The following is a 26480-nucleotide window of genomic DNA, read 5'->3' on the forward strand; positions in this document are numbered from 1 at the left end:
GATCGGCCCAACAGAGCGATGAACCGGATCGGCCCGACGAACGACGGGCCGGATCGGCGCGGCGGAACGACAAGTAGGAGGCGGTGGATTGGTTGCCCCGGAGGGTCCGAAGATTCCGTCGCCCGCACCGGCCCGGTCGGCGCTGTTCGGGGTACCACCCGCGGGCCGCCGGCTGCCCGGCGCCGTCCGGGCCGCGGTGGCGTTCGGCGCGCCGGCTCTCGTCGCGGTAGCGCTGGGGCACGAACAGCAGGGACTGATGGCGGCGACCGGCGCGTTGGCGGTGATCTTCGGCGAGGGCCAGGTCTACCGGCGCCGCGTGCGGGTGATCGGCGCGGCCGCGCTGTCGCTGGTGCTGACGGCGTTCGCCGGCGGGCTCACCGGGGAATTGATCCAGACCCGGCTCGCCGCCGGTGGATCGCACTGGTGGCAGTTGAGTCTGGTGGTGCTGATGTCGGCGGTCGCGGTGGCGGGCACCTTCGTCAATTCCGCCTTGCGTCTCGGCCCGCCGGGCGGGTTCTTCTTCGTCCTCGCCGCGGGGGTCGGCGCGCTCATCACCGGGCACGGGGTGCCGCCCGGTGAGGTGGCGCTGTGGACCGCCATCGGGGGACTCAGTGCGCTGATCGTCGGAATGTCGGCCGCGCTCACCCGCGCCGATCCGCCCGAACAGCGGGCGGTGACAGCCGCGGCTGCCGCGGTACGCGATTACGCCGCGCTCGATCCGGCGGCCGGCGACACCATCGGCGCCCGCTACGCCACCGCGATGAAGGTACAGACGGCGTGGGCGCTGCTCGACGACGCCCGGCGCACTGACAGCACAGACGGCCTCGTCGACGAACTCACCCGCGCCCAGCGCGCGTTCGCCGGTGCACTGCACCGCGACAACGCCGCGGACAACGCCTCCGATCTGCTGTTCGACACCGGCCGCCCTGCGCCGACACCCCGCCCGACGCTGCGGTACCGGCTGCTGCGGTCGGTATCCCCGGACAGCCACGCCGCAGTATCGGCGAACCGGATCGCGATCGCCACACTGCTGGCCGGTGGCCTGACCGTCGCGCTCGACCTGGGGCGTCCCGATTGGGCGGTGGTCACCGTCACGGTGCTGTTGCACCAAGGGCCGGACCGGGTCCGGGGCACCTATCGCGGTGTGCACCGCATCGGCGGCACCGCGCTGGGATTGGTGCTGTTCACCGGTCTCTATGCCCTCGAACCGGGGCCGTGGTCGCTGGTGCTCATCCTGATGACGCTGCAGTTCGCGATCGAAACGTTCGTGGCCCGCAACTACGGACTGGCCGTCGTGTTCATCACTGCGCTGGCGCTGCTCATGGGTGGTGGCGGGCAGTACGGCGATATGGTCCCCGTGGTCCGGGACCGGCTGGTGGAGAGCGCGATCGGCGTGCTGATCGGCCTGGCGGCGCTGTGGTCGATCGACCGCCGCGCGCACCGCCGGGTGCTGTTGCGCAACGACCAGCGAGTACTCGAAGCACTCGGCCGGCTGCTGCGGCTCCTGGCGCTGCCGGCGCGGCAACGCACGGCGTTACCCGAGGTGCGGCGGGAACTCGAATTCGAACTGATGGGTTCGACACTCGGCGCGATCGACGCCGCCCACAACGAACCCGAGTGGACCCGTACCCATTGGATCAGGCATCAGCGTATCCGCCGGCTCGGCCACCACGTCCTCGCCGCCGACCTGTACCCGGACTCCCCTGTCGATCCGGGCCTGCTGAGCGGGTGGTCCCGCAATCTCGCAGAGCTGGCTTGACGTGCTCCCCGCCGGTTCATCGGCCATCCGGTCAGGGGACGATCGGTTCGAGTAACAGCGCGTCCAGGTCGGCGCGACGGCCGTCGACGATCAGTCCGGCCTCGTCCGGGTCGATGCGGCCCCACAGCAGGAGCGCCAGTCCCTCGGCGGGACCGGAGACCCGCAACGGCACCTCGTCGATATCGCCGCCCGAACCGCCGAGCACCCAGCCGGGCGCGGGGTCGAGGTCCGTCGCGACCAGAGCGAGCGGGGACGACAGCGGTGCCATCCGGCCGATTCCCACCTGGCGGGGATGAAAGACCGTCACCACCTCGTCCACAGCGTCCGCCCAGACCTCCGGCACGGCCCGCATCAGGCCGAGGGCGGGCTTGCCCGCGATCGCGGCGCGCAGATCGTGCCCGTGGACGAGCGTCTCGTGGACCTGCCGGCGATGCCAGAACGACACCGGACCTTCGCCCATCGGGTCCGGATGGGCCAGGACGCGGGCGGTCGCCGCCGGATCCAGTTCGGCGAGGGTTCCCCGCAGTTCCGTAGCGCAGGCGGCGTAGTGGTCGGCGAGGTCGAACGGCCCGTCCTCCAGGGGCGTCGCTCGCTGCGCGCGCGCACTTGCCGCGGCCCAGTGGTGCACGAACGCCAGGTGCTCCACCAGTTCGCGGACCGTCCAGTCGCCGCAGGACGGCACGGTGGCAGCCGGGTCCGCGTCCGGAATCGAAGCGAGGAACTCCCCTTGGAAGTCCGCTAGCAGCAGTGGGAAATCGAGACCGGAAAGCGCACTCATGGCGTCACGCTACCGCAGACCACCGACCGGATCTCAGCCGATCGGCAGCCGCTCGTCGAGCAGGAACGGCAGCAGGAAATCGCGGAGCAGGGCGCGTTCCTCGGCCTCGTCCGCGGGCGGCAGGGTCAGCAGCGAGACCATGATCCGCACCGTCCACCGGCTCAGCCGCTGCGCCGCGGCGGGGGTCAGCTCGGGCCGGAACCGGGTGACGAAGGCGGTGACCAGGGCGTCGATCACCGCCGACGAATCCGACAGCCGCGCCACTATTCCCGCGTCGGCCGGTTCGAACCAGACCGCCAGATGAGGTGTCTTGCGGGTTTCGGCGAGGGTGGCGGCGATACCGTCCAGCAGGCGTTCGGCGCGGTCGGGACCGTCCAATCGCTGCTCTCGCCAGACCCGTTCGATCAACTGGGTGGCCTCCCGGCCGGCGAAGGCCACGTACAGCGACTGCCGGCTGTCGAAATACCGGTAGAGCGTCGCGCGTGAACAACCGGCGGCCTCGGCGATCTCGGCCATCCCGACAGTCGCGGCGCCTTTGTCGATCACCAATGCCCGGACCGCGTCCAGAATTCGCTCGACGGCCAGTTCGGAACGCCCGCCGGCCAGCCAGTCACCACTCATACACACCCCGCAGCAGCGCACCGGCCGATACCGGGCCACCACCCCCGGATCCGCCCCGAACCCGGCAGCTCATGCCGCGCATCGGAACGGAACGCTGGTGGGGCGGCGCACATACGGGCCGGGGGCGTAGGTGACGGCATCGATATCGACCCGGTAGTCCGGGAAACGGTCCAGCAGTTCCTCCAGCGCCACCCGTGCCTGCATCCGGGCGGCCGCCGCGCCGAGACAGTGGTGCGGGCCGTGCCCGAAAGTCATGATGCGCTGGGGGTTGCGCTCGATATCCAGTTCCGCCGCGTCGGCGCCGAAGGACCGTTCGTCGCGGTTCGCCGAGCCGTACACCAGCAGTACCTTACGGCCCGCCGGTATCGTCCGGCCGTCGAGTTCCACATCCCGCGTCGCGGTGCGGGCCAGCCCCTGGACCGGGGAGGTGAGGCGGGCGAATTCCTCGACCGCCGCCCGGATCTGTCCGGGGTCCGCGGCCAGCGCGGCCCGCTGTTCGGGGTGCTGCTGCAACAACTGCACGGCGCCACCCAGGAGGCCGGTGGTCGTGTCGTTTCCACCGGACACCATGGTCCAGGTGTAGGCCAGGATCTGCACCAGCCCGTCCACATCGGTATCGTCGGCCGCCATCCCCGCCTGCACCAGCAGCGAGACGGTATCGTCGCCCGGGTCGGTGCGCCGCCGTTTGATCAGTTCGGCGAAATAGCCCAGCATCTGCATCGATGCCGCCTGTGCGTCGGCGGTGCGCTGAGTACTCGCCGCCACGACGGCATCGGTCCATCCGTCGAAAAGCGGCCGGTCGTCTTCCGGAACACCCAGGTAGTAGGCCACCACCATGGTGGGCAGGGGTTTGAACAGGTCGATCACGATATCGCCGCCGCCGTGTTCGGCCAGCCGGTCCAGCCGCTGCCGGACGAACCGGCGGACCACCGGTTCCACCTCCGCCACCTGCCGCGGTGTGAAACCCGCGGCCACCAGTTTGCGGAATTCGGTGTGCTCGGGCGGATCCTGCATCACCATCGGCGGATTGGCGGTGAGGTTGATCTTTTCCAGTTCGCCGTACTCCACGGTGAGCCCCTGGCCCGAGGAGTAGGTGGTGACATCGCGCGCTGCCGCATACACGTGCTCGTGCCGGGTCAGTACCCAGTAGTCGTTCTCCGGCTGGTTCCGCGGCACGACCCGATGCACCGGATCGTGCTCCCGCAATCCCGCGTACATCGCCCACGGCGACCGCCAGGTTTCACCCGAACGCAGCTCGAAATACGCTTCGCTCTGATACGTCTGACCCTCCATGTCGTAACAGTAAGACAAAATCTAGATTTTGTCTGCCGAATCGTCCGAATGCGATCGCTCGGCAAACCACGGCGGAAGAACCGGTCACAGGATGCCCACCCCGCGATCGGCGAACGAGGGCATAGTTGGAATCGACCCGAACAAAACCCTGGCCTCGGCACGCTGACCACCCATAACCTCGGCGGGCCGCAGCGGCGCGACCGGCCGAGGACGCCGGAAGTACGCTTGATCGTTCCCGACCCAGTAGAGAAGGACATCGCGATGACCGATTCCAACCCGCCGAATCCCGCCGACGGCTGGAGCTTCGAGACCAAGCAGATCCACGTGGGACAGGTTCCGGACAACACCACCAACGCCCGCGCTCTGCCGATCTACCAGACCACCTCCTACACCTTCCGCGATACCGAGCACGCCGCTGCCCTGTTCGGCCTGGCCGAACCCGGCAATATCTACACCCGGATCATGAATCCCACCCAGGATGCGGTGGAGCAGCGGATCGCAGCGCTCGAGGGCGGGGTCGCCGCACTGGTGCTGGCGTCGGGGCAGGCCGCCGAGACTCTGGCGATCCTGAACCTCGCCGGCGCCGGTGATCACATCGTCGCCAGCCCGCGGCTCTACGGCGGCACCTACAACCTCCTCCACTACACGCTGCCCAAACTCGGTATCGAGGTATCGTTCGTCGGCGATCCCGACGACCTGGACCAGTGGCGCGCCGCGACCCGCCCGAATACGAAGGCCTTCTACGGGGAGACGGTGTCCAACCCGCAGAACCATATTTTCGATATCCCGGGTATCGCCGAGGTCGCGCACGCCGCCGGTATTCCGCTGATCGTCGACAACACGGTCGCGACCCCCTATCTGATCCAGCCACTGGCACACGGCGCCGATATCGTCGTGCACTCGGCGACGAAATACCTGGGTGGGCACGGCGCCGCCATCGCGGGCGCGATCGTCGACGGCGGAACCTTCGACTGGACGGTTCGCGGGGACGACGGCCCCCGCTTCCCCGGGTTCACCGAACCGGATCCGAGCTACCACGGCGCCGTCTTCGCCGACCTGGGCGCACCGGCGTTCGCGCTCAAAGCCCGGGTCCAACTGCTGCGCGACCTCGGCCCCGCGGTTGCCCCGTTCAATGCCTTCCTGATCAGCCAGGGCCTGGAAACGCTGAGCCTGCGGATGGAACGGCACGTACAGAACGCTCAGGCCGTCGCCGAATTCCTCACCGAACGGCCGGAGGTCACCTCGGTGTCGTATGCGGGGCTCCCGTCCTCGCCGTGGTACGAACGCGGTAAGCAGCTCGCACCGAAGGGCACCGGTGCGGTGATCTCGTTCGAACTGGCCGGCGGTGTGGACGCGGGTAAGAAATTCGTCGACGCGCTGACCCTGCACAGCCATGTCGCCAATATCGGCGATGTGCGCTCGCTGGTGATCCACCCTGCCTCGACCACGCATTCGCAGCTGACGCCCGAGGAACAGCTGAGTTCCGGGGTCACGCCGGGTCTGGTGCGGCTCGCAGTGGGAATCGAGGGAATCGACGACATCCTCGCCGACCTGCGTGTCGGTTTCGCCGCCGCGGCCGGCTAGTCCCGGTCACCCAGATCTGGCGAACCCCGGAGCCGGACCCGCTCGACAGCGGGTCCGGCTCTCTTCGTGCCTCGGCGCCCCCGGCAACGCGACAACCGCCGCCGGGAATCATCGCCCCTTCGTATCGGCCCCCTGTCGCGACGGTCCGGCCGGGTACAAGTGAACCGCTCGCGACCGGCAGGTCGCTCAGACCGGGACGCACGGCGTACCCGACGAATACACATGCAGTACACAGCGCACGGCCAGGATGATGGCATCGGCCAGTTCGGCGGGGGTATAGGCGAACGGGTGCATCGAACGTTCCTCCGGATGCGGGGCCGGGCAGTTCCCGGCCGGGCGGACACTCTGTGCGTGAAACCCTCCTCGGTAAGAGTGTGCGCTCGGCGCGCCTCATACGTCGATTCACCGGATACGGCTTCACATCGACTTCGTCGCGATACGCCCGCACTCCACCGGCCGGCGCGCCAGACTATCCAGGCGGTCCCGCGCCGGCAGACCGCGCACCGCGGTCGAAACGTCCGCCGTCCAGAAGCCGGCCCCGCACTCGGAACACCCACACCACCGTCCAGAGGTGGCCGGAGCCAGGCCACGCTCGCGTAACCAGAGCAGACGGCATACCGGCAGCCGCGCCCAGGGTCTCGGCTGGGCCGCGCGCCGGAGACCGGGCGCGCCCTGTGGCGTACGCCGCAGCGGCCCGGGCGGCTCCGCAAGGAAGCCGTCAAGGCGTCGAAGCGGGGCGTAAAGGACGCGTCAACGTGCTGGGTGCAGGGGAACCCGGCTCGTAGTTTCGACCCGGTTGGGCAGCCGCAGCCGTTCGGTTGCGTCGCGCTGCCCCGGTTTTCGGAATGGAGGCGGACGTGTCGATCCTGGCCTATCTCCTGGTCACGGTCGCGGTATTCGGTGTGCTCGGATTCGTACAGCGGATGGTGGAGCGATTGTGAATGTCGTCAATGCCGTGGGCCTGGTCCTGGCCGTCGTGGTCATCGGGCTGATGGTGGCCGCCCTGCTGTTTCCCGAGAGGTTCTGAGTGAGTACAACCATTGCGGGTGTGCTGTTCCTCGGCACACTGGTGGCGGCGCTGGCCGCGGTACATGTGCCGCTGGGGGATTACATGTACCGCGTCTATACGCGCACCACCCATTCCCGCTTCGAACGGCGGCTCTACCGGCTGGTCGGCGCCGATCCGGACCGCGAGCAGACCTGGGGCGGTTACGCCCGCAGCGCCCTCGCCTTCTCCGCGGTGAGCCTGATCTTCCTGTTCGTTCTGCTGGCCACGCAGCACAAACTGCCCTTGTTCCCGGACGAGACGGCCACCCCGATGTCGGCCGCCCTGGCGTGGAACACCGCCGCAAGTTTCGTCACCAACACCAACTGGCAGAATTACGCGGGCGAATCCACACTCGGCCCGCTGGCCCAGGCCGCCGGGCTGACCGTGCAGAATTTCGTCTCCGCGGCGGTCGGTATGGCCGTCGCCATGGCCGTTGTCCGCGGCCTGGCGCGTTCGCGCGGCGGCACCCTCGGTAACTTCTGGGTCGATCTGGTGCGCGGTACGCTCCGTATTCTGCTGCCCATTTCGACGGTGGCCGCCATCGCGCTGATCGCGGGCGGGGTGATCCAGAACTTCCATCTCAACGACCAGGTGGTCACCACGCTCGGTGGTGTCCGGCAGAATCTGCCCGGCGGTCTCATCGCGAGCCAGGAGGCCATCAAGGATCTCGGCACCAACGGTGGCGGCGCGTTCAACGCGAACTCCGCGCATCCGTTCGAGAACCCCACCGCGTGGACCAACTGGGTGGAAATCTTCCTGCTGACGGTGATCGCCTTCTCGCTGCCGCGCACCTTCGGTCGCATGGTGGACAGCCGCAGACAGGGTTATGCGATCGCCGCCGTCATGACCGTGCTCGCGTTGATCAGCGTGACCCTGGTCAGCGTTTTCCAGCTCCAGCACCACGGCACCGTGCCGGCCGCGGTCGGAGCGTCCATGGAAGGCGTCGAACAACGTTTCGGCGTGGCGAATTCGGCGACCTTCGCCGCCGCCACCACGCTCACCTCCACCGGTGCGGTGGATTCGATGCACGATTCCTACACCAGCCTCGGCGGCATGATGCTGATGTTCAATATGCAGCTCGGCGAGGTGGCGCCCGGCGGTGTCGGCTCGGGTCTGTACGGCATGCTGGTGCTCGCGCTCATCACGGTGTTCGTCGCCGGACTGATGGTCGGGCGTACCCCGGAGTATCTGGGGAAGAAGATCACTCCGCGCGAGATCAAACTGGCCGCCGCCTATTTCCTGGTGACGCCGGTGATCGTGCTGACCGGAACCGCTCTGGCCATGGCCATGCCGGGACAGCGGGCCTCGATCCAGGATTCCGGGCCGCACGGTCTGTCGGAAGTGCTGTACGCGTTCACCTCGGCCGGTAACAACAACGGCTCCGCTTTCGCCGGGCTGTCCGGCAACACCGAATGGTTCAACACCGCGCTCGGCCTCGCCATGCTCTTCGGCCGGTTCCTGCCGATGATCCTGGTGCTGGCCCTGGCCGGTTCGCTGGCCAGACAGGGCACCACCCCCGCTTCGGTGGGAACGCTGCCGACCCACCGGCCGCAATTCGTCGGCCTGGTCGTCGTGGTCACCGTGATCCTGGTCGCTCTCACCTTCCTGCCCGCGCTGGCGCTCGGGCCGCTCGCCGAAGGATTGCACTGATGTCCGCTCCCACCATCGAATCGAATCCCGTACCGGCGGCGCCGCAGCCCCCGAAAAGCCGGGTCCGCGGTGGCCTGCTCGATCCGCAGCTGCTGCTGACCTCGTTACCGCAGGCGATGCGCAAACTCGATCCGCGCACACTGTGGCGCAATCCGGTGATGTTCATCGTCGAGATCGGCGCGGTCTGGGCCACGGTGCTGGCGATCGCCGACCCGAGTTTCTTCGCCTGGGCGATCGTCGCGTGGCTGTGGCTCACCGTGGTATTCGCCAATCTCGCCGAGGCGGTGGCCGAAGGGCGCGGTAAGGCCCAGGCCGACACCCTGCGCCGCGCCAAAGCCGACACCGTGGCCCGCCGGCTGGTCGACTGGTCGCCCGGTGCCGATCACACCGAAGAACCCGTGCCGGCGCCGCAACTGCGCCGGGGCGACCATGTCGTCGTCGAAGCGGGTCAGGTGATCCCCGGCGACGGCGATGTGGTGGAAGGTATCGCCTCGGTGGACGAATCCGCCATCACGGGCGAATCGGCCCCGGTGATCCGGGAATCCGGCGGCGACCGGTCCGCGGTCACCGGCGGCACCACAGTGCTGTCGGACCGGATCGTCGTGCGCATCACCCAGGAACCGGGCCAGAGCTTCATCGACAAGATGATCGCGCTGGTGGAGGGAGCGGCGCGGCAGAAGACGCCGAACGAGATCGCGCTCAATATCCTGCTGGCCGCGCTCACATTGATCTTCGTGGTCGCCGTGGTCACGCTGCAGCCGCTGGCCATCTTCGCCAAGGACAACAATCCCGGTGTGCCGGACAGTCTCGCGCTGGGCACCTATGGGGTCACCGGGATCGTGCTGGTCTCCCTGCTGGTGTGCCTTATCCCGACCACTATCGGCGCGTTGCTGTCGGCCATCGGTATCGCGGGGATGGACCGGCTGGTGCAGCGCAATGTGCTGGCCATGTCCGGCCGGGCCGTCGAGGCCGCGGGGGATGTGAACACGCTGCTGCTGGACAAAACCGGCACCATTACGCTCGGCAACCGCCAAGCCACGCAGTTCGTTGCGCTGGCCGGGGTCGGCGAACAAGAGCTGACGGATGCGGCGCAACTGTCCAGCCTCGCCGACGAGACCCCCGAAGGCCGGTCCATCGTGGTGTACGCGAAGGACGCCTACGGCCTGCGCGAACGCACACCAGGGGAACTGGCGCACGCCGAATGGGTGCCGTTCACCGCCGCCACCCGGATGTCCGGGGTGGATATCGACGGGATCCAGTTGCGTAAGGGCGCCGCGAATTCGGTGGCCCAGTGGATCCGCAGCAACGGCGGTGCGGTGCCGGCCGAACTGGGAACCGTCGTCGACGGGATCTCGGAGGCCGGTGGAACCCCGCTCGTCGTGGGCGAGCTCCGCGACGGCACGGCACGGATACTCGGCGTGATCCGGCTCGAAGACGTCGTAAAACAGGGGATGCGGGACCGTTTCGCGGAAATGCGCCGGATGGGTATCCGCACGGTCATGATCACCGGTGACAATCCACGCACCGCCAAAGCGATCGCCGACGAGGCAGGCGTGGACGATTTCCTGGCCGAGGCCACGCCCGAGGACAAACTGGCGTTGATCCGGCGGGAGCAGGAGGGCGGGCGGCTGGTCGCGATGACCGGCGACGGCACCAATGACGCGCCCGCGCTGGCGCAGGCCGATGTCGGGGTCGCCATGAACACCGGCACCTCGGCCGCGAAAGAAGCCGGCAACATGGTCGATCTCGATTCCGATCCGACCAAACTGATCGAAATCGTCGAGATCGGCAAACAGCTTCTCATCACCCGCGGTGCGCTGACCACGTTCTCGATCGCCAACGATATCGCCAAGTACTTCGCGATCATCCCGGCGTTGTTCGTCGGGCTGTTCCCGGGGCTGGACCTGCTGAACATCATGCGGCTGGCCAGTCCGCAGTCGGCGATCCTGTCGGCGGTGATCTTCAACGCGCTGGTGATCGTGGCCCTGATCCCGCTGGCCCTGCGGGGTGTGCAGTACACGCCCGGCAGCGCGGCGAAACTGCTCGGCCGCAATCTGTCGATCTACGGGCTCGGCGGGATCGTCGCGCCGTTCCTCGGGATCAAACTGATCGACCTCATCGTCCAATACCTGCCCGGGATGTCCTGATATGCCTGTCTCCGATCTGATCCGCCAGCATCTCGCCGGATTGCGCGCACTGCTGATACTGACCTTGATCACTGGTTTCGCCTATCCCGGGATCGTCTGGGTGGCGGGCCAATTACCGGGGCTGCACGATAAATCGCACGGTTCGATCATCGAGGTCGACGGCCGGGCGGTGGGTAGTTCGCAGCTGGGCCAATCGTTCACCGACGCCAACGGTGACCCGATCGCCTGGTATTTCCAGAGCCGGCCCTCGGCGGCCGGTGACGGATACGACACCCTGGCCTCCGGCGGCAGCAATCTCGGCCCGGAGAATATCGTCGACACCCCCGCCGACCCGGCCCTGCTCGCCGCGGGATCCGACCCGGAATCGGCCGGTTTCGCACCGAGCCTGCTCACCCAGGTCTGCACCCGCAGCCACGAGATCGGCCTGCGCGAAGGTGTCGACGGCGCCCGGCCGTTCTGCACACCGGGCGGAGTCGGGGCGGTGCTCTCGGTCCTGGGCCCGCGTGCCGCGGACGGTACGGTACTCCCGCAGCGGGTGGTCAGCGTCAACGAACCGTGCCGCGCCCGGTCCGCCGGATCCACGCCGGTGTTCCTCGCCGAATATCAGGGTGTTCCGGTGGAATGCGCGCAGTACGGCGAAGACTATTCGACCGGCCGGATCATACCGATGGCGGGGAACGCAGTCGCCGAACCGGCGGTCCCGGCGGATGCGGTGACCAGCAGCGGTAGCGGCCTGGATCCGCATATCTCCCCCGCCTACGCCGAGATCCAGGTGAACCGGGTGGCGGCCGCGCGCGGCATCGAACCGGCCGCGGTCCGCGAGCTCCTCGCGGCGCACACCAGCGGCCGGGTACTCGGTTTCGCCGGGGAACCGCGGGTCCACGTCCTGGAACTCAACCTCGACCTCGACAGCCGCTACCCGGTGGCCCGCGCCGCGGCGGGCGAGTGAGAGCGGTGACCGGGGCACGCAGCGCCCGGACCGGCCGTCCGGGTCCAGGCCACCACCTCGCCGACCGCACTGATACGGTTGACCCTGTTCCCGCTGCCGGGCGGGGGGCGAGGCGAAACACCTGTGGAGCGGATGTAAGACCTTCACGCCGGGAGGCGATTTGCGGTGAAGCAGGAACCCACCGAGATGCCGAATCTCGGCATCGCAGGAGTCCCGGTTGTTCGCAACCGGGAAGACGTCACATGATGCGGACGTGACCGCTGCACCACACCGAACCCCGGGTGAGCTGCGTATCTATCTCGGCGCAGCTCCCGGGGTCGGCAAAACCTATGCGATGCTCGGCGAGGCGCATCGGCGACTGGCTCGCGGTCAGGATGTGGTGGCCGCCGTGGTCGAGACGCACGGCCGCGCGCAGACCGCGGAATTGCTGGAGGGTATCGAGCAGGTGCCCAGAATCGCGGTCTCCTATCGCGGCACGGTGCAGTACGAACTGGATGTGGACGCTGTGCTGGCCCGCCGGCCCGATCTGGTGCTGGTGGACGAACTCGCGCATACCAACACTCCGGGCAGCCGCAACCGCAAACGGTACGAGGACGTTCAGGAGCTGCTGGCCGCCGGGATCACCGTAGTGTCCACGGTGAACATCCAGCATCTCGAGGGCCTCAACGATGTGGTCGAGCAGATCACCGGCGTAACCCAGCGCGAGACCGTGCCGGACGCGGTGGTCCGGGCCGCCGACCAGATCGAACTCGTCGATATCACCCCGGAAGCACTGCAACGGCGGATCACGCTCGGCAATGTGTACGCACCGGAGAAGGCCGATGCCGCGCTGGCGCACTACTTCCGGCGCGGCAACCTGACCGCGTTACGCGAACTCGCGCTGCTGTGGCTGGCCGACCAGGTCGACGCCGCGCTGGCGAAATACCGGGCCGATCATCGGATCACCGCCACCTGGGAGGCCCGGGAACGAGTGGTCGTCGCCGTGACCGGCGGCCGCGAATCGGAAACGCTGGTGCGGCGGGCGGGCCGGATCGCCGCGAAATCCAGCGCCGAACTACTGGTGGTTCATGTGGTGCGGGGCGACGGCCTGACCGGTGTCGCGGCACCGAAGATGGCCGCGGTCCGGGAGCTGGCCGCGCACCTCGGCGCCGAACTGCATACCGTCGTCGGTGACGAGGTGCCCACCGCCCTGCTGGATTTCGCCCGCACGGTCAACGCCACCCAGCTGGTGCTCGGCACCTCCCGGCGGTCGCGCTGGGCGCGGATGTTCGACGAGGGCATCGGCGCGGAAGTGGTGCAGCACTCGGGCAAGATCGATGTGCATATGGTCACCCACGAGGCCGCGGGCCGCCGCCGGCGGCGACCACGGCCGCGAGCGCGCCGCACCGCGGCCTGGATCGCGGCGTTCGCTGTGCCCTCGGCGATCTCGGCACTGCTGGCCGCCTGGCTCGACCGCTACCTCGATCTGGTGAGCGAAAGTGCACTGTACTTCGTGGCGGTACTGGCGGTCGCACTGTTCGGCGGGGTGCTGCCGGCGATCGCGTCGGCGCTGATCGCGGGCCTGCTGCTGAACGTCCTGTTCACCGATCCCCGCTACAGCGTCACCATCCAGGAACCGAACAATTTCCTGCCCGCGGTCCTGCTGCTGGTGGTGGCGGTCGCGGTGGCGGTACTGGTCGATACCGCCGCGCGCCGGGCCGAGCAGGCCGGCCAGGCGTCGCGCGAGGCCGAACTGCTCACCCTGTTCGCGGGATCGGTGCTGCGCGGCGCCGATCCGACCGCGCTGCTGGAACGGTTACGCCAGACCTACGGCCAGCAGGCGGTGAGTCTGCGGCACCGCCATCGCGGCGCGCTCGCCGCAGTCGGTACAGACCCGCCCGAGCGCGCGGATACGGCCGATACCGCGATCGAGGTCGGCGACGGGGACTATGCGCTGCTGCTGTCCGGCCCGACCCTGCGCGCCCGCGACCGGCGAGTGCTGGAGGCCGTCGCAGGGCAGGCTGTCGGCCTGGTTCAGCGACGGCAGCTCGCGGAGGAGGCGAACAAGGCCGCGGCACTCGCCGAGGCCGACCGGTTGCGTCGCGACCTGCTCTCGGCGGTCAGCCACGATCTGCGCACCCCGCTGGCGGCGGTCAAAGCCGCGGTATCGAGTCTGCGGTCCGATGATGTCGAGTTCTCCGCCGCGGACCGGGCCGAATTGCTCGCCACGGTGGAGGAATCCGCCGACCAGCTCACGGCGCTGGTCGGTAACCTGCTCGATTCCTCGCGGCTCGCCGCGGGGGTGGTGCGGCCGCGGTTGCGGCCGGTGTATCTGGACGAGGTGGTGCACCGGTCGCTGGTCAGCGTGGGGGTGAGCCCGCGCGGGGCGCGCCGCGGCGCGCTCGACCGGGTACGGGTCAGCGTCGGGACAACGGTGGTGCAGGCCGACCCCGACCTGCTGGAACGTATTCTGGCCAATCTTGTCGACAATGCCTTGCGCTACGGCGCCGAATCGGAGGTGACGATCGATGCCGCGGCGGTGGACGGCCGGATCCTGGTCCGGGTGGTCGACCACGGACCGGGGCTGCCCGGAGCCGATCCCGAACGGGTTTTCGACCCGTTCCAGCAGCTGGGCGACCGGGACAACACCAGTGGTCTGGGGCTGGGGCTCTCGGTGGTGCGCGGGTTCGCCGATGCCATGGGCGGTTCCGTGAGCGCGGCCCCCACCCCCGGCGGGGGACTCACCGTCACCGTCGATCTCGCGGTCGCGGACGGCCGCACCGATACGTCGCCCACGGAGGTTTCGCCATGAAAACCGCACCGCAGCCGGAGCCCGGCGCACAGCCCACCGTCCTGGTGGTCGACGACGAACCCCAGATCCTGCGGGCGATGCGGATCAACCTCTCGGTGCGCGGCTACGACGTGGTCACCGCGGCCACCGGCGCCGGCGCGCTGCGGGTGGCGACCGAACGCAAACCCGATGTGGTGGTGCTCGATCTCGGACTTCCCGATATCGACGGGATCGAGGTGCTCGCGGGTTTGCGCGGCTGGACCAAGGTGCCGATCATCGTGTTGTCCGCCCGCACCGATTCGGCGGACAAGGTGGACGCGCTCGACGCCGGCGCCGACGACTACGTGACCAAACCGTTCGGGATGGATGAATTCCTGGCCCGGTTGCGCGCGGCGCTGCGCCGGGCCGCGGATACGGCCGAGCCCGACGAACCCGTGGTGGTCACCGATTCGTTCACCGTGGATCTCGCGGCGAAGAAGGTGATCAAGGCGGGAACCGAAGTCCATCTGACCCCCACCGAATGGGGGGTGCTGGAAATGCTGGTGCGTAATCGCGGGAAACTCGTGGGCCGGCAGGAACTGCTGCGCGAAGTATGGGGCCCGGCCTACCAGTCCGAAACCCACTACCTGCGGGTCTATCTCGCCCAGCTGCGCCGGAAACTGGAGGACGATCCGTCGCATCCCAGACATCTGGTCACCGAACCGGGGATGGGCCACCGGTTCCGGGAGTGACCGGTCAGGGGGTGACGATCGGGAATTGCGGGTCCGGGGTGTCCAGCAGCGCCACGAAGGTACGCAGCAGATTCTCATCGCCCTTCATGGTCACCCCCTCGAACCCGCCGCCGCTCACGGCTTTCAGCAGTTGCGCCTTGGTCAGGGTCAAAGTGAGATCCGCGGGACCGAGGGCCGGCGCCTCGGCTGTGGGCGTCCGGTGGGTGAGCGCACCGTTGGAGAGGGTCAGCCGGTGCACACGATTCTCGTCGGTCAGTTCCCAGTCCATGATGAAATCCGTCGCCGCGGCGCGCAGGCCGTCGATCCGGACTGCGAGGGAGTCGACGATCATGTCCAGCGTCAACGCCGTCAGCATCTCCGGGCCCGCCGTACTGGTGGCGGTCGGGCTCGGACCGGTGCGCAACTCCTGTGCGCCGACGAGGTAGAAGTTGCGCCAGGTGCCGTTCTCGGCGCCGTGGCCGAGCCGCCGGTAGACCTTCGCCAACTCCTCTCTGGCGCCGTCGTGGTCCGGTTCGGCAAAGACGGCGTGCTGCAAAAGGGTGGCGGCGAACCGCAGATCCCCGTCGGCGGCATACTGCCGGCCCTTGCCGACGATCGCATCGATACCGCCGTAGTCGGCGACATACCGCTGCGCCAACTCGACCGGTGGATGTTCCCACAGGTGGGCGGGGTTTCCGTCGAACCAGCCCATGTACCGCTGATAGATCGCTTTGACGTTGTGGCTCGTGGAACCGTAGTAGCCGCGGTTGGCCCACAGTTTGTCGAGCGCGGCCGGGAATTCGAACTGTTCGGCGATTTCCGGGCCGGTGAATCCCTGGTTCGTCAGGCGCAGCGTCTGATCGTGCAGGTAGGCGTACATATCGCGCTGCCCGGCCAGCCAGGCCGTCCAATTCTCTCGCCCCCAGGCCGGCCAGTGGTGGGAAGCGAAAGCGATATCGGCCTTGTCACCGAAGCGGGCGATGGCCTCGTCCAGATACCGCGCCCAGACCCGGGAATCGCGGACGACGGCACCGCGCAGGGTGAGCACGTTGTGCATATTGTGCGACGCGTTCTCCGCCATACAGAGTGCACGGTGGTCGGGGAACAGGAAGTTCATCTCCGCCGGAGCTTCGGTACCCGGGGTGAGCTGAAAAACGATTCGGACGCCGTCGATCTCCTCTTCCTGCCCGGTGCGGGTGATATCGACCGTCGGCGGGATGAGCGTGACGGTCCCGACGGAGGTGGTCATCCCGAGCCCGGCGCCGATCTGCCCGTCGGGCGCCTTGTCCAGCACCGCACCGTACATGAAGATCGCGCGGCGGTTCATCGCATTGCCGGCGTAGACGTTCTCGCTGACGGCGTGTTCCAGGAAACCCTCGGGAGCCAGGATCGGTACCGCTGGATGACCTTCGGGCAACACTCCCCGGGCACCGCCGAAATGATCGACATGCGAATGGGTGTAGATCATCCCGGTGACCGGCCGGTCACCGCGATGCGCTCGATACAGGGCCAATCCCGCAGCCGCGGTCTCCGCCGAGATGAGAGGGTCGATCACGATGACGCCGTCGCGGCCCTCGACGAACGTCATATTCGACAGGTCCAGGTTGCGCACCTGGTAGATCCCTTCGGTGACTTCGAACAACCCCTGTTTGCTGCAGAGTTGTCCCTGCCGCCACAGACTCGGATTCGCGGTCGGCGGGCAGTCGCCGTCGAGGAAGGCGTAGGCGCCGGTATCCCAGACCACACGCCCGTCGGCGGCTTTCACTGCCCGCGGGTCGAGTTCGGCGATGAACCCCCGGCTCGCGTTGTCGAAATCGGTCGTGTCGTCGAAGTCCGCGTGCATGGTCATCGTTACCTCACTCGGCGATGTCTCGGCTGCTGAAACGGTCACGGCGCGAAGGTTCGAGCACCCGCTCACCAAGATGGTCGTCCGCAAGCGGGAACACCAGCACAGCCGACGCTAGCCGGGCCTCCCGGCCGCAGGTATCACCTGCACCGGGTGAATTCACCGGATGACCTCGCACCGGCGAGCGGATGCGGTGAACTCATCCGGCCCGGGTGAGGCCGAACCAGCCGCGTCCGCAGCAGAATCTCGGTGCACCGTCAGCCCACCTTTCCGGAGGATCCGATGACAACCCAGGACACGCCGAAGCCAGGCCTGCTGTCTCGTATCACGGTGAACCAGTGGGTAGCCGCCGCCCTGGTCGTGCTGTCCGTGGTGTTCATCGCCCAGAATCGCAACCGGGTGGATATCAATTTCCTGCTGGTCACCGTTCGTTCGCCCATGTGGCTGATCCTGCTGATCATGTTTCTGGTCGGCGCGCTCGCGGGTCTGCTGATCAGACGCCGCGCCCGCCGCTGAAATGCCGACGCCCACGTCCAGCGCGGCTGGGTACGGCGGCCGGCCGAGGAGCCGTACCGGCTGCCCGGGCTGGGCGCACCGGGCCCGGTGATCCGGCCACCACGCAGCCGGCGTGGTCGGTCAGCGAGCCGGGGCCGCGGTGTCCGGGGCGCGCGGCGGTTCCGCGGTCGCCGCGGCGACACTCGCGTAGACCGGGATCCGATGAGTTCCGGTTTGCGCGGCCGCCAGTTCGTCACCGAACTGCCCGATCGAGCGGGCGATGCGGAACTCGATACCGCGGTGGGCCAGGCCGTCCCGGAGATCGACCAGCATCGCCGCGGCGGTGACATCGATAGCGGGCGAAGTTTCGGCGTCGAGCACCACCAGCCGGGTGCGCCGGGTGCACAGTTGTTCGATGCGAGTCCGCACATGGTCGGCGTTGACGAAGTACAGCCCCGCTTCCACGCGCACCACCAGCTGGTCGGGTCGCTGTGCGAGACCGGGGTGACGGTGCAGGTCCAGCCATAAACCGTCGCGGGGGCCGAGCACCGCGATATGCGGCCGGGAGCCACGGTATACCAACAGGACGATGGCGACCCCGACCCCGATGAGCAAACCGGGAAGGGTGCCGAACAGCAGTACACCGAGCAGCGCGGCCAGTGCGGCGGCGAAATCGGCACGCGCGACCCGGCCGTAGATATGGCCCAGCCAGTCGGTCCACACCCGGTACAGCCGCCGCAATGCCGCGATATCGACCAGTTCGACCACCGCCGCGATCACCACCGCGGCCAGTGTGGCCTCGGGCAACTGTTCGAACAGTCCGGTGAGCAGCAGCAGGGTCACGACGGTCAGGGCCGCCACCACCAGCCCACTGACCTGGGTTTCGGCGCCGGCCGACCCGTTGACCGCGGTTTTGGACAGACTGCCGTTGACCACCATCCCGGAGGTGAATCCCGGCCCCAGGTTCGCGGCGCCCAAGCCGAACAGTTCGCGGTTGGGGTCGATTTCGTAGCCGGCTTTCGCGGCATAGGTTTTGGCCGCGCCCAATCCTTCGGCGAATCCGATCAGCAGGACACCGATCGCCGGTCCCAGCAGATCGAGGTAGTCGCCGAAACCCACGCCCGCGGGCAGACCGGGAACGGGCAGGCCGGGGTCGATAGGACCGACTATGGCCACCCCTTTGTCATCCAGGTCGAACAGCGCCACCGCCAGAATTCCGGCCAGGACGGCGAGCAACGCGGCCGGGATCAGCGGCAGCCACCGTTTGACCGCGAGCACCAGCACCAGGCTGAGACCGCCGATTATCAGGGTCTGCCAGTGGGTGCCCCCGAGACCGGTCAGCGCGCCCCACAACTGCTCGAAGAAATTGCCCTCGTGCTTGTCGATGCCGAACAGTCCGGGTACCTGGCCGATGATGATCACCAGCGCCAGTCCGACGATGAAACCTTTCAGCACCGGCTCGGAGATGAACGAGGCGATGAACCCGAGCCGCAGCAGCCCGGCGAGCAACCCGACCACCCCGGTCGCGAGGGCGAGCGCGGTGGTGAGCGCGAGATAGCGGCCCCCGTCCGCTCCGGCCAGCGGGGTGATCAGTGCGGCCGACAGCGCCGCGGTCGCCGACATCGGGCCCACTACGAGATGCCGGGAGCTACCGGCCAGCGCATACAAGATCAGCGACGGAACCGCCGCGTACAGTCCGGCCACCGGCGGGACACCGGCGATCGTGGCGTAGGCCAGCGCTTCCGGCACCAGCACCGCCCAGACGGTCAGGCCGGCGACGATATCCGGCCGCAACCAGCTACGCCGGTACCCGTGCAGGGAAGGGAACAGCTGTACGGCGACTGCCCGCATCCGGCCCGTATCGCTGTCGCCGGTCGGACGAGTGCGTTCCTCGCTCACAACACACCTGCCGTTCGCCGCGGTGGGACCGGCCCGGCCGCATGGGCGACCGGGCCGGCCCCGCGTGACGGATGCCTCAGGTCCGGGGCTGCCAGGTCGCGATCGCCCAGATCACCACGATGTTCAGGGCGATGACCAGCGTCGACCACCAGGGGTAGTAGGGCAGCCAGAGGAAATTCGCCAGGATCGACAGTGCCGCGACGACGATCGCCAGCACCCGGCCCCAGGTCGTTCCGGTCATCAGTCCGAGCGCGGCCACGATCAGGATGGCACCCAGGACGATATGGATCCAGCCCCAGGTGGTGATATCGAACTCGTAGATGTAGTCGACACCGACAACGAACAATTCGTCCCGGGCGACCGCGGCGATCCCCTCGAGCACCGAGAGCACGCCGACCGTCAGTAGCAGAATCGACGCGCCGATCGCGGCGCCGGCCGCGAAACCCTGCCGTAGCGGGCCACGGCCGGTTGTGTCGGTGGTGTATTGCGGTGCGGTGGTCATCTCCACTCCTTCCGAGCGCAGTGATTACGTCGACTGTCGCGGTCACCCCATGGCCTTGGCCTTGAGCCGCTCGAATTCTCCTTCGGTGATCGTGCCTTCGGTGAGCAGCCGTTTCGCGGCGGCGATCTGCGCGGCCGGGTTGGTACCGGCAGTGCGCTGGATGTATTCCTGCTCCGCGGCCTGCATCTGCCGGACCTCGGCGACGGACCGCTGCGTCATACCTCGACCGCGGACGATCAGATAGACCAGCGAGGTCAGCAGCGGCAGCACGATCAGGAAAACCACCCAGACGGCTTTGACCCAGCCGGAGGTCTCCCGATCCCGGAAAAGGTCACCGATGATGTGGAACAGCAGCAGCAGGTACGCGATGAACGCGAAGCTCACCACGATCAGCCAGAGCGCTTCCCAGAAGGACACGGTCCACCTCACTTACCTCGGATCCAGTGGTCCCCACAGCGGGGATCCGGCCCACGGTATGGCGGCCCGGCCGGTGCGCGACTCACCCGATACGGATGAATATTCCCGGATACGCCCTGGTAACAGGTTGGTTCACGGGCCGCTGAGGGTGCCCTGTGCTCAGGTAGGCTGCGGCCGAGTGCGTGCTAGTGCTGTTTCGGAAATTTTCTTCGGGAGGCACCGTGACCGCTTCGCCAACACTGGATCCGACAGGCCGCCCGATATCGCGAGCCCGGCCCCGGTCCCATATCCCGGTGTTCCCCTTCGACCCGGTGTCCCGGCCGCGATTGCACGCCGGCCTGGACGCCGCGGTGGATCACCGCAACGGCGGAGTCCTGCTGGTCTGCGGCGCGGTGGGGGTCGGGAAAACGGTCGCCGTGGCGGACTGGGTGACAACGCATCTGCCGCGGTCGCATCCGGAGGCCCGGATCGCCTGGCTCACCGTCCGTGACCAGACCGCGCTGTGGCCGGAGCTGCGTGCCCGGCTGTGCGTGCCCGCCGCCGGATCCGGGCAGCCCGCCGCCGGGGTGGGCGAGGCCGAAGCCATCCTCGCCGCGCTCGCCGACAGCGCGGACCCGGCCGTCGTGGTGATCGACGACGCCCACCTGATCACCGATCCGCTCGCCCTGGCGGGGCTGGAGTACTTCCTGCAGCATGCACCTCCGGCGGTGACCACCGTGCTGTGTGCCCGCTTCGATCCGCCTATCCGCTGGCATCTGCTGCAACTGCATTCCCGGCTGACCCGGTGGAGCGCGCAGGATCTCGCGCTCTCGCCCGCCGAGGCGTCCCGGCTGTGCGCGGGGCACGAATGCGTACTCGACGAACAGGGCCTGCACACTTTGATGGGTCTCACCGAGGGGTGGGCGGCACTGGTGCGGATCGCAGCGATCTATCTCACCGCCAGCGCGAGCGACAGCGCCGATGCGCTCACCGCGCTGGCCCGGCCGCCGCATGCGTTCGCCGACCTGCTGGTGGGTGAACTGATCGATACGCTCTCCCCCGCGCTGCGGCAGTTCCTCACCTGCACCAGCGTTCCGGACGAGTTCACCGAACAACTCGCCGACGATCTCGTCGGCGGCGGCGCCGCGCATCTGCTCTACGAACTCGACCGGATCAATTTCCCGATGACCTCACTGTCCCGCAGTGGAAAGGTCTGGTACTCCTACCATCCGATGCTGCGGGCCTACTTCCTGGCGGAGGCCAATCGGCTGGGCCGCGATATGTGTGCCGATCTGCATCTGCGCAGCGCCCGCCGACTCACCGCGATCGGCGAATTGCAGGCAGCGCTGACGCATCTGCTCGCGATACCCGATCACCGTGAGCTGGGGTCGTTCCTGGCCGAGCACGCATTGGCTCTGATTTTCGCCGATCACGGCGAATCCCTTTTCGACGCGCTCGCCACCGCAGCGCCGGATGTGCTGACCGATCCGTTCCTGCGCCTGCTGCAGGCCACCGACGCGCTGCTGCACGGCAGCAGCGGTACCGCGCAGGCATACCGCGACAGCGCCCGCCTGCTCGCCGACGACGATCCGCATTCACTAGCCGGCCCGTACCGGCTGGAGGCCCTGACAGCGGCCGTGGATGCCGAGCTCGCGGTCGCGACCGGCGCCGAGTCCGATCCGGTCGTTTTCCCGGAGCGGATGCCGCCCGCCGACCGCCCTGATCTGGACGGCTATCTGGCCGTCGCCACCGGGACCGCGCTCGCGCTGCGCGGTGAACTGGCCCGGGGCGAGGAACGGTTGCGGATCGCGCTGAGCCGCACCCGGTCCCGCTGCCATCCCCGGTTGCGCTTGATCGCGGTGACTCGGCTCGCCATCACCGCCGGCCTGGCCGGATCGATCACGACGATGCGTCAGCGCGCCGAGCGGGCCTGCGCTATCGCCCGCGATCACGATCTGCTGGATCTGCCGGAAACCGTGCACGCCACCGCACTCGAGGCCTACGGCGCTTATCTACAGGGCTCGGATCCGCATCCGGAGCAGATCCGGGTGCTGTGCGCCGAGCTCATCCGCCGCGACGGAACTCCCGGACCGGTGGCGGGTCGGTTACCGCATGTGGTCGGCAGCCTGCTCGACTGCCAATGCGGCGGTGACCCGGGCACCGCCGACCGGCTGCGGCGCAGTATCGGCCGGCTGCTCGATACCGACCCCGCACCCGTACTCGGTGGCGGCCTGGTGAGTGCGGCGGTGTGGGCGCTGCTGAGGGCCGGCGATACCGCGGCCGCCCGGCAGTTGACCGAACGGGCGCGCGCAGTACTGGGCCGGATCCCCGACACCGTCCTGTCCACGGCCGCCCTGACCTCCGTCGCGGGTAACCATCACACGGTGATCGGCCAGGTGGAGCCCGTACTCGCGCCGTCCTCCGGCGCCCACCCCGTGGCCCGGCTCACCGGCTGGCTGCTGCATGCCCGCGCCCACCATCAGCTGGGCAACGATTCCAAAACCCGGGAGGCCGTGGACAACGCCCTGCGGATCGGCGCCACCCACCGGATCGCCCGGCCGTTCTTCGACGTTCCCGGCACCATCGACCTGCTCGACTATTACGCGGGCTGTTTCGGGCACTGCAGCGCCTTCGCCGACAGTGTGCGAGCCGGCCACCGGCCGCGGCGGCGGGTCCAGCATCCACCGCTCACGGCTACCGAACTGCGGATTCTGCAGCAGCTGCCGTCGGGCCGTACGACCCAGCACATCGCCGACGATCTCAGTGTCTCCATCAATACGGTGAAAACACATCTGCGTGGCATCTACGCGAAACTCGGCACTCGCTCCCGGATGGAGACGCTGCAGGAAGCACGGCGCAGCGGATTGCTCTGATCCCGTCCGAGCGTTTCACCCGGTGCGGACGATGCGCGGCGGCCACGCCGTGGGACACACTTCATTCCGACGCGGCGACACCTGCCGTCGCGTCCGGTCCGGACGAGGCAGGAGACGGCGATGCGATACCAGTTCACCATCGACGGCGAACTCTCCGAACGTGCGCTGGCCGCTTTTCCCGAACTCACCGGCGATCACACCCGCGGCACCACTGTGCTGGCGGGTCCGGTCACCGACCCGACGGGTATCCGCGCAATCCTGGCCCGTATCGACAATCTGGGTCTCACCGTGATCGAGATGCGGCGGCTACCCGATTGAGCGCGAGACGCCGCAAGGGACGGCACGCCCACGTGCAGCGGTGCGGGGAAGACATCAATAGGTATGAGTCCGCTCGGACCAGCGTGGGTCGAGCCGATCCGCCGAGGCACGCGGGAACGAGATACGCCCGGGGTCGCCGTCGGAGGTATAGCGGCGGGCCGGTTCGGCCGCGAGTACGTCGAGCCAATAGGCGGAATCGAACGGTACCGCACCCAGCCCTGATCGGATCCGCGGCACCGCGCCGGGATCGACCGGACCGAACGGTGAAGGCGCGGGGTTCGCGCCGACCAGCATGACCGCAGCGAATCGGTAGGACGTTCCGTCCGAGGTACCGGCCAGCGCGAGGTCCGGATCGGCCGGGGCGCTGCCCAGCGGCAGCGCCATCGTGGTCACCGTGGTTCCCGGCGCCGCGGCGGTGATCGCCCGGACGTTCTGCGCCAGCTCCCGCTGCACGCCCGCGCCGTCCAGGCCGGCGAGATCGGGATGGCTCGCGGTATGCGCGCCGATCTCGTATCCGTGCTCGGCCAGCCAGGGCAGGGCGCGCGGATCGGCTTCGAACGGGTCGTTGTTGACGTAGAAGGTCGCGCGGGCCGGGAAGTCGGGGTGCTCGGCGGCGAACCGCTCCAGCACCCCGACCGCGCAGTCGGCGGCGGGAACCCCGTCCGCGGTGAACCGGAGCTGGCTGCCGGTGGAATCGTCGAAGGTGAGTACCACCGGATGTTTCCCGGCCGGAATATCGATATTGCCGGTGATGTACTGCGCGGTGGTGATCGGGCGGTAGCCCTCGCGGTACAACCGTTCCAGTTCCGCGCGGAACTCGGCCGGGCTCTGATCGTATTCACCGGCCGGAGCGGCAGTCACCTGGTGGTACATGAGGATCGGGACCTCACCCAGTTCGTCGGCGCCGACGGCCGCCGGATCCGGTGGCGCGAGCGGCGGGGCCACCGCGGACGTAATCGGCGCAGTGTCCGCCGCGGCGGGTTCGCCTGTTGCCCCACATGCGGTGGCCGCCGCGCAGATCAGCGCCGCCGCCACCACCCGAACGCCTCTCTCCCGGTACCGCACCATCGCCCGGATATTACGTGCCGGCAACGATTTACGGTTCATCTCCGCGAAACAGATCGGCGCTGCCGGGGACTCGCCATAGTGGGCGGGAAGCTGTTCGTGGAAGTTGGTGTGTTGTGCTCGTGCGGGTCCGGCCCGTCGATCGAAAACGATCGGCAGCCCTGGTAGTCGGTGTTGTCGCGCTCGTCCTGCTGGTGTTCGCCGGGATCGGAGCCGGTCGTTCCCCGGCGCCCGAGCTTCCCCTCACCGGTCTCCCGCCGGGCCCCGTCGGCGCCGCGGCGCTGCGGGATCTGACCTTTCGGGTGGACGCCACCGGACACGATCCGCACGCCGTCGAGCTCACGGTGGACGGTTCGCCCGTCACCGGCCGGGTCGACGGCGATACCGTCATCTACCGTCCCGAAGGACTGTCCGACGGCGAGCACACCTTCACCGCCGAGATCCCGTCCGGCGGGGTGGCCGGTTGGCTGCGCGGCGGCCCGGGCACCGAGGCGACCTTCACCGTCGACACCGCCGCACCGGAACTGGAAGTGACCCAACCGGATACCGTCGCCTCCTACCGCGAACCGGTCACCGTGCGCGGGCGGGCGCCCGGCGCGGAATGGGTCTCGATCGGCGCGCATTCGGTGTCACCCGGCCCCGACGGCAGTTTCGTCAGCGAACTCCCGCACAGCCCCACCGGGTCGGAGGTGGTGGCGGTGGACGCGGCCGGCAACACCACCGCGCAGGCGCTCACCACCGGTATCGATCTACCCCGGATGCGGGCCGTGCACGTCACCGCACACGCCTGGTCATACGGTCCGATGCGCGAAGCCGTTCTCGATCTGGCCCGCCAGAAACGTATCGATACCGTGCAACTCGATATCAAGGACGAGGACGGCGTCGTCGGCTACGCCTCGACGGTGCCGCTGGCCCGCACGACCGGCGCCGCCACCCCCATCTACGAAGCGCGGGCGGCGCTACGGCAACTCCACGATATGGGGGTGCAGGTGGTCGGCCGGATCGTCGCCTTCCGCGATCCCACGCTCGCCGAATGGGCCTGGCGGCACGGCCGCCCGGATTGGGTGGTGCAGAACCCGGCCGGACAACCCTACTCGAGCCACTACGGCGCGATCGCGTTCACCAATTTCGCCCATCCCGAGGTTCGCGACTACAACATCGCGCTTGCCGTCGAGGCCGCGGAACTGGGCTTCGACGGGATCATGTACGACTACGTCCGCCGCCCCGACGGCAGCCTGTCGAGTATGCGCTTCCCCGGACTGGCGGGCCCCGCCACCGAAGCTGTCGCCGGGTTCCTGGCGCAGAGCCGCGATCCGGTGCACGCGGCCGGCGCGCACCAGAGCGCCGCGGTCTACGGGATCGCCGCGACCCGGCCCGGCCAGATCGCGCAGGATATCCGGCTCATCGCACCGCAGGTGGATTTCGTCGCACCGATGATCTACCCCTCGCACTGGGGTCCGGGCGAATACGGTGTGGCGAATCCGAACGCACAGCCGTTCGATATCGTCGCCGCCTCCCTGCGTGATTTCCAGACCGTGACCAAAGGCACGGGCGCGACGGTGATCCCTTGGCTGCAGGATTTCAGTTTGGGCGTCGACTATGGGGACGCCCAGGTCAGGGCACAGATCGACGCGACCTACAAAGCCGGGATCGACAGTTTTTTCCTGTGGAGTCCGAGCGTGGAATATCACGGCGGCGCACTCGCCCCCGCCTGATCGCGTAACGCCGCACGCCCCCGCGGCGACGTCTCCGGTGACGTAACGGCCCGTCGGGGGGC

General features: G+C 68.4%; 21 protein-coding genes. 13 read left to right on the forward strand and 8 right to left on the reverse strand.

The window, feature by feature from the left end; translation table 11 throughout:
• The first annotated feature begins 88 nt into the window (after positions 1-88).
• A complete protein-coding gene (locus IU448_RS24440) occupies positions 89-1759 on the forward strand; it encodes an FUSC family protein (protein ID WP_195058045.1) in 1671 nt (556 codons plus the stop codon).
• Between the two features lie 31 nt (positions 1760-1790).
• Here the strand turns inward: IU448_RS24440 and IU448_RS24445 are convergent, their stop codons facing one another.
• The 3 genes from IU448_RS24445 to IU448_RS24455 all read right to left on the reverse strand — a co-directional run bounded on the left by IU448_RS24445 (position 1791) and on the right by IU448_RS24455 (position 4451).
• On the reverse strand, positions 1791-2537 hold the full coding sequence (locus IU448_RS24445; protein WP_195058046.1) for a maleylpyruvate isomerase family mycothiol-dependent enzyme: 747 nt from the start codon (positions 2535-2537) through the stop codon (positions 1791-1793).
• Positions 2538-2570: 33 nt separating this feature from the next.
• Entirely contained in the window at positions 2571-3158 is a 588-nt protein-coding gene (locus tag IU448_RS24450; protein ID WP_195058047.1) for a TetR/AcrR family transcriptional regulator, read from the reverse strand.
• Between the two features lie 69 nt (positions 3159-3227).
• A complete protein-coding gene (locus IU448_RS24455; RefSeq protein ID WP_195058048.1) occupies positions 3228-4451 on the reverse strand; it encodes a cytochrome P450 in 1224 nt (407 codons plus the stop codon).
• 261 nt (positions 4452-4712) lie between these two features.
• Between IU448_RS24455 and IU448_RS24460 the strand changes: the two genes are divergently transcribed.
• The 8 genes from IU448_RS24460 (at position 4713) to IU448_RS24495 (ending at position 15330) form a co-directional block, all read left to right on the forward strand.
• Positions 4713-6035, forward strand: coding sequence for a bifunctional o-acetylhomoserine/o-acetylserine sulfhydrylase (locus IU448_RS24460; protein ID WP_195058049.1), 1323 nt, complete (start codon positions 4713-4715; stop codon positions 6033-6035).
• 845 nt (positions 6036-6880) lie between these two features.
• Positions 6881-6976, forward strand: a complete 96-nt coding sequence (locus tag IU448_RS24465; RefSeq protein ID WP_156052360.1) for a potassium-transporting ATPase — start codon at positions 6881-6883, stop codon at positions 6974-6976.
• Complete coding sequence (locus IU448_RS24470) at positions 6973-7062, forward strand: K(+)-transporting ATPase subunit F (protein WP_195058050.1); 90 nt, start codon at positions 6973-6975, stop codon at positions 7060-7062. Before IU448_RS24465 ends, IU448_RS24470 begins: the two co-directional genes overlap by 4 nt.
• On the forward strand, positions 7063-8733 hold the full coding sequence (gene kdpA / locus IU448_RS24475) for a potassium-transporting ATPase subunit KdpA (protein ID WP_195058051.1): 1671 nt from the start codon (positions 7063-7065) through the stop codon (positions 8731-8733).
• Positions 8733-10880, forward strand: a complete 2148-nt coding sequence (gene kdpB, locus IU448_RS24480; RefSeq protein WP_195058052.1) for a potassium-transporting ATPase subunit KdpB — start codon at positions 8733-8735, stop codon at positions 10878-10880. Before kdpA ends, kdpB begins: the two co-directional genes overlap by 1 nt.
• Position 10881: 1 nt before the next feature.
• Positions 10882-11829: a potassium-transporting ATPase subunit C gene (locus tag IU448_RS24485; RefSeq protein ID WP_195058053.1), complete on the forward strand. Its 948-nt coding sequence runs from the start codon at positions 10882-10884 to the stop codon at positions 11827-11829.
• Positions 11830-12082: 253 nt separating this feature from the next.
• Entirely contained in the window at positions 12083-14620 is a 2538-nt protein-coding gene (locus IU448_RS24490) for a sensor histidine kinase KdpD (RefSeq protein ID WP_324188705.1), read from the forward strand.
• Complete coding sequence (locus IU448_RS24495) at positions 14617-15330, forward strand: response regulator (RefSeq protein WP_195058054.1); 714 nt, start codon at positions 14617-14619, stop codon at positions 15328-15330. The genes IU448_RS24490 and IU448_RS24495 overlap by 4 nt, the downstream gene beginning before the upstream one ends.
• A gap of 4 nt (positions 15331-15334) precedes the next feature.
• Here the strand turns inward: IU448_RS24495 and IU448_RS24500 are convergent, their stop codons facing one another.
• On the reverse strand, positions 15335-17152 hold the full coding sequence (locus IU448_RS24500; protein ID WP_228814254.1) for an alkyl/aryl-sulfatase: 1818 nt from the start codon (positions 17150-17152) through the stop codon (positions 15335-15337).
• A 285-nt stretch (positions 17153-17437) separates the two neighbouring features.
• Between IU448_RS24500 and IU448_RS24505 the strand changes: the two genes are divergently transcribed.
• Positions 17438-17671: a lipopolysaccharide assembly protein LapA domain-containing protein gene (locus IU448_RS24505; protein WP_195058056.1), complete on the forward strand. Its 234-nt coding sequence runs from the start codon at positions 17438-17440 to the stop codon at positions 17669-17671.
• A 120-nt stretch (positions 17672-17791) separates the two neighbouring features.
• On the opposite strand, the gene IU448_RS24510 is transcribed toward IU448_RS24505, so the two are convergent.
• The 3 genes from IU448_RS24510 to IU448_RS24520 all read right to left on the reverse strand — a co-directional run bounded on the left by IU448_RS24510 (position 17792) and on the right by IU448_RS24520 (position 20468).
• Positions 17792-19501, reverse strand: coding sequence for a SulP family inorganic anion transporter (locus IU448_RS24510; RefSeq protein ID WP_195058312.1), 1710 nt, complete (start codon positions 19499-19501; stop codon positions 17792-17794).
• Between the two features lie 124 nt (positions 19502-19625).
• Positions 19626-20051, reverse strand: coding sequence for a DUF7144 family membrane protein (locus IU448_RS24515; protein WP_195058057.1), 426 nt, complete (start codon positions 20049-20051; stop codon positions 19626-19628).
• 42 nt (positions 20052-20093) lie between these two features.
• Positions 20094-20468 (reverse strand): PLDc N-terminal domain-containing protein, encoded by a 375-nt coding sequence (locus tag IU448_RS24520; RefSeq protein ID WP_195058058.1) that lies wholly within the window; start codon positions 20466-20468, stop codon positions 20094-20096.
• A gap of 293 nt (positions 20469-20761) precedes the next feature.
• On the opposite strand from IU448_RS24520, the gene IU448_RS29625 reads away from it, so the two are divergent.
• Together IU448_RS29625 and IU448_RS24530 are read left to right on the forward strand one after the other, a co-directional pair.
• Positions 20762-23320 (forward strand): LuxR C-terminal-related transcriptional regulator, encoded by a 2559-nt coding sequence (locus tag IU448_RS29625; RefSeq protein ID WP_195058059.1) that lies wholly within the window; start codon positions 20762-20764, stop codon positions 23318-23320.
• 120 nt (positions 23321-23440) lie between these two features.
• Positions 23441-23638: a hypothetical protein gene (locus tag IU448_RS24530; RefSeq protein WP_195058060.1), complete on the forward strand. Its 198-nt coding sequence runs from the start codon at positions 23441-23443 to the stop codon at positions 23636-23638.
• 54 nt (positions 23639-23692) lie between these two features.
• Here the strand turns inward: IU448_RS24530 and IU448_RS24535 are convergent, their stop codons facing one another.
• Entirely contained in the window at positions 23693-24706 is a 1014-nt protein-coding gene (locus IU448_RS24535; RefSeq protein WP_195058061.1) for a polysaccharide deacetylase family protein, read from the reverse strand.
• A 113-nt stretch (positions 24707-24819) separates the two neighbouring features.
• Here IU448_RS24535 and IU448_RS24540 point away from each other — a divergent pair, with 113 nt between their 5' ends.
• Positions 24820-26418, forward strand: a complete 1599-nt coding sequence (locus IU448_RS24540) for a putative glycoside hydrolase (RefSeq protein WP_324188706.1) — start codon at positions 24820-24822, stop codon at positions 26416-26418.
• Positions 26419-26480 lie beyond the last annotated feature (62 nt).

The organism is Nocardia flavorosea, assembly GCF_015477805.1.
Taxonomy (GTDB): domain Bacteria; phylum Actinomycetota; class Actinomycetes; order Mycobacteriales; family Mycobacteriaceae; genus Nocardia; species Nocardia flavorosea_A.

Bases quoted from the DNA above. Each gene is read 5' to 3' on its own strand.
- IU448_RS24450 (WP_195058047.1), bottom strand. From the start codon at position 3,158: ATGAGTGGTGACTGGCTGGCCGGCGGGCGTTCCGAACTGGCCGTCGAG.
- IU448_RS24515 (WP_195058057.1), bottom strand. From the start codon at position 20,051: ATGACCACCGCACCGCAATACACCACCGACACAACCGGCCGTGGCCCG.
- kdpB (WP_195058052.1), top strand. From the start codon at position 8,733: ATGTCCGCTCCCACCATCGAATCGAATCCCGTACCGGCGGCGCCGCAG.
- IU448_RS24505 (WP_195058056.1), top strand. From the start codon at position 17,438: ATGACAACCCAGGACACGCCGAAGCCAGGCCTGCTGTCTCGTATCACG.
- IU448_RS24460 (WP_195058049.1), top strand. From the start codon at position 4,713: ATGACCGATTCCAACCCGCCGAATCCCGCCGACGGCTGGAGCTTCGAG.
- IU448_RS24485 (WP_195058053.1), top strand. From the start codon at position 10,882: ATGCCTGTCTCCGATCTGATCCGCCAGCATCTCGCCGGATTGCGCGCA.
- IU448_RS24455 (WP_195058048.1), bottom strand. From the start codon at position 4,451: ATGGAGGGTCAGACGTATCAGAGCGAAGCGTATTTCGAGCTGCGTTCG.
- IU448_RS24495 (WP_195058054.1), top strand. From the start codon at position 14,617: ATGAAAACCGCACCGCAGCCGGAGCCCGGCGCACAGCCCACCGTCCTG.
- IU448_RS24530 (WP_195058060.1), top strand. From the start codon at position 23,441: ATGCGATACCAGTTCACCATCGACGGCGAACTCTCCGAACGTGCGCTG.
- IU448_RS24510 (WP_195058312.1), bottom strand. From the start codon at position 19,501: ATGCGGGCAGTCGCCGTACAGCTGTTCCCTTCCCTGCACGGGTACCGG.
- IU448_RS24465 (WP_156052360.1), top strand. From the start codon at position 6,881: ATGGAGGCGGACGTGTCGATCCTGGCCTATCTCCTGGTCACGGTCGCG.
- IU448_RS24445 (WP_195058046.1), bottom strand. From the start codon at position 2,537: ATGAGTGCGCTTTCCGGTCTCGATTTCCCACTGCTGCTAGCGGACTTC.
- IU448_RS24535 (WP_195058061.1), bottom strand. From the start codon at position 24,706: ATGGTGCGGTACCGGGAGAGAGGCGTTCGGGTGGTGGCGGCGGCGCTG.
- IU448_RS24500 (WP_228814254.1), bottom strand. From the start codon at position 17,152: ATGCACGCGGACTTCGACGACACGACCGATTTCGACAACGCGAGCCGG.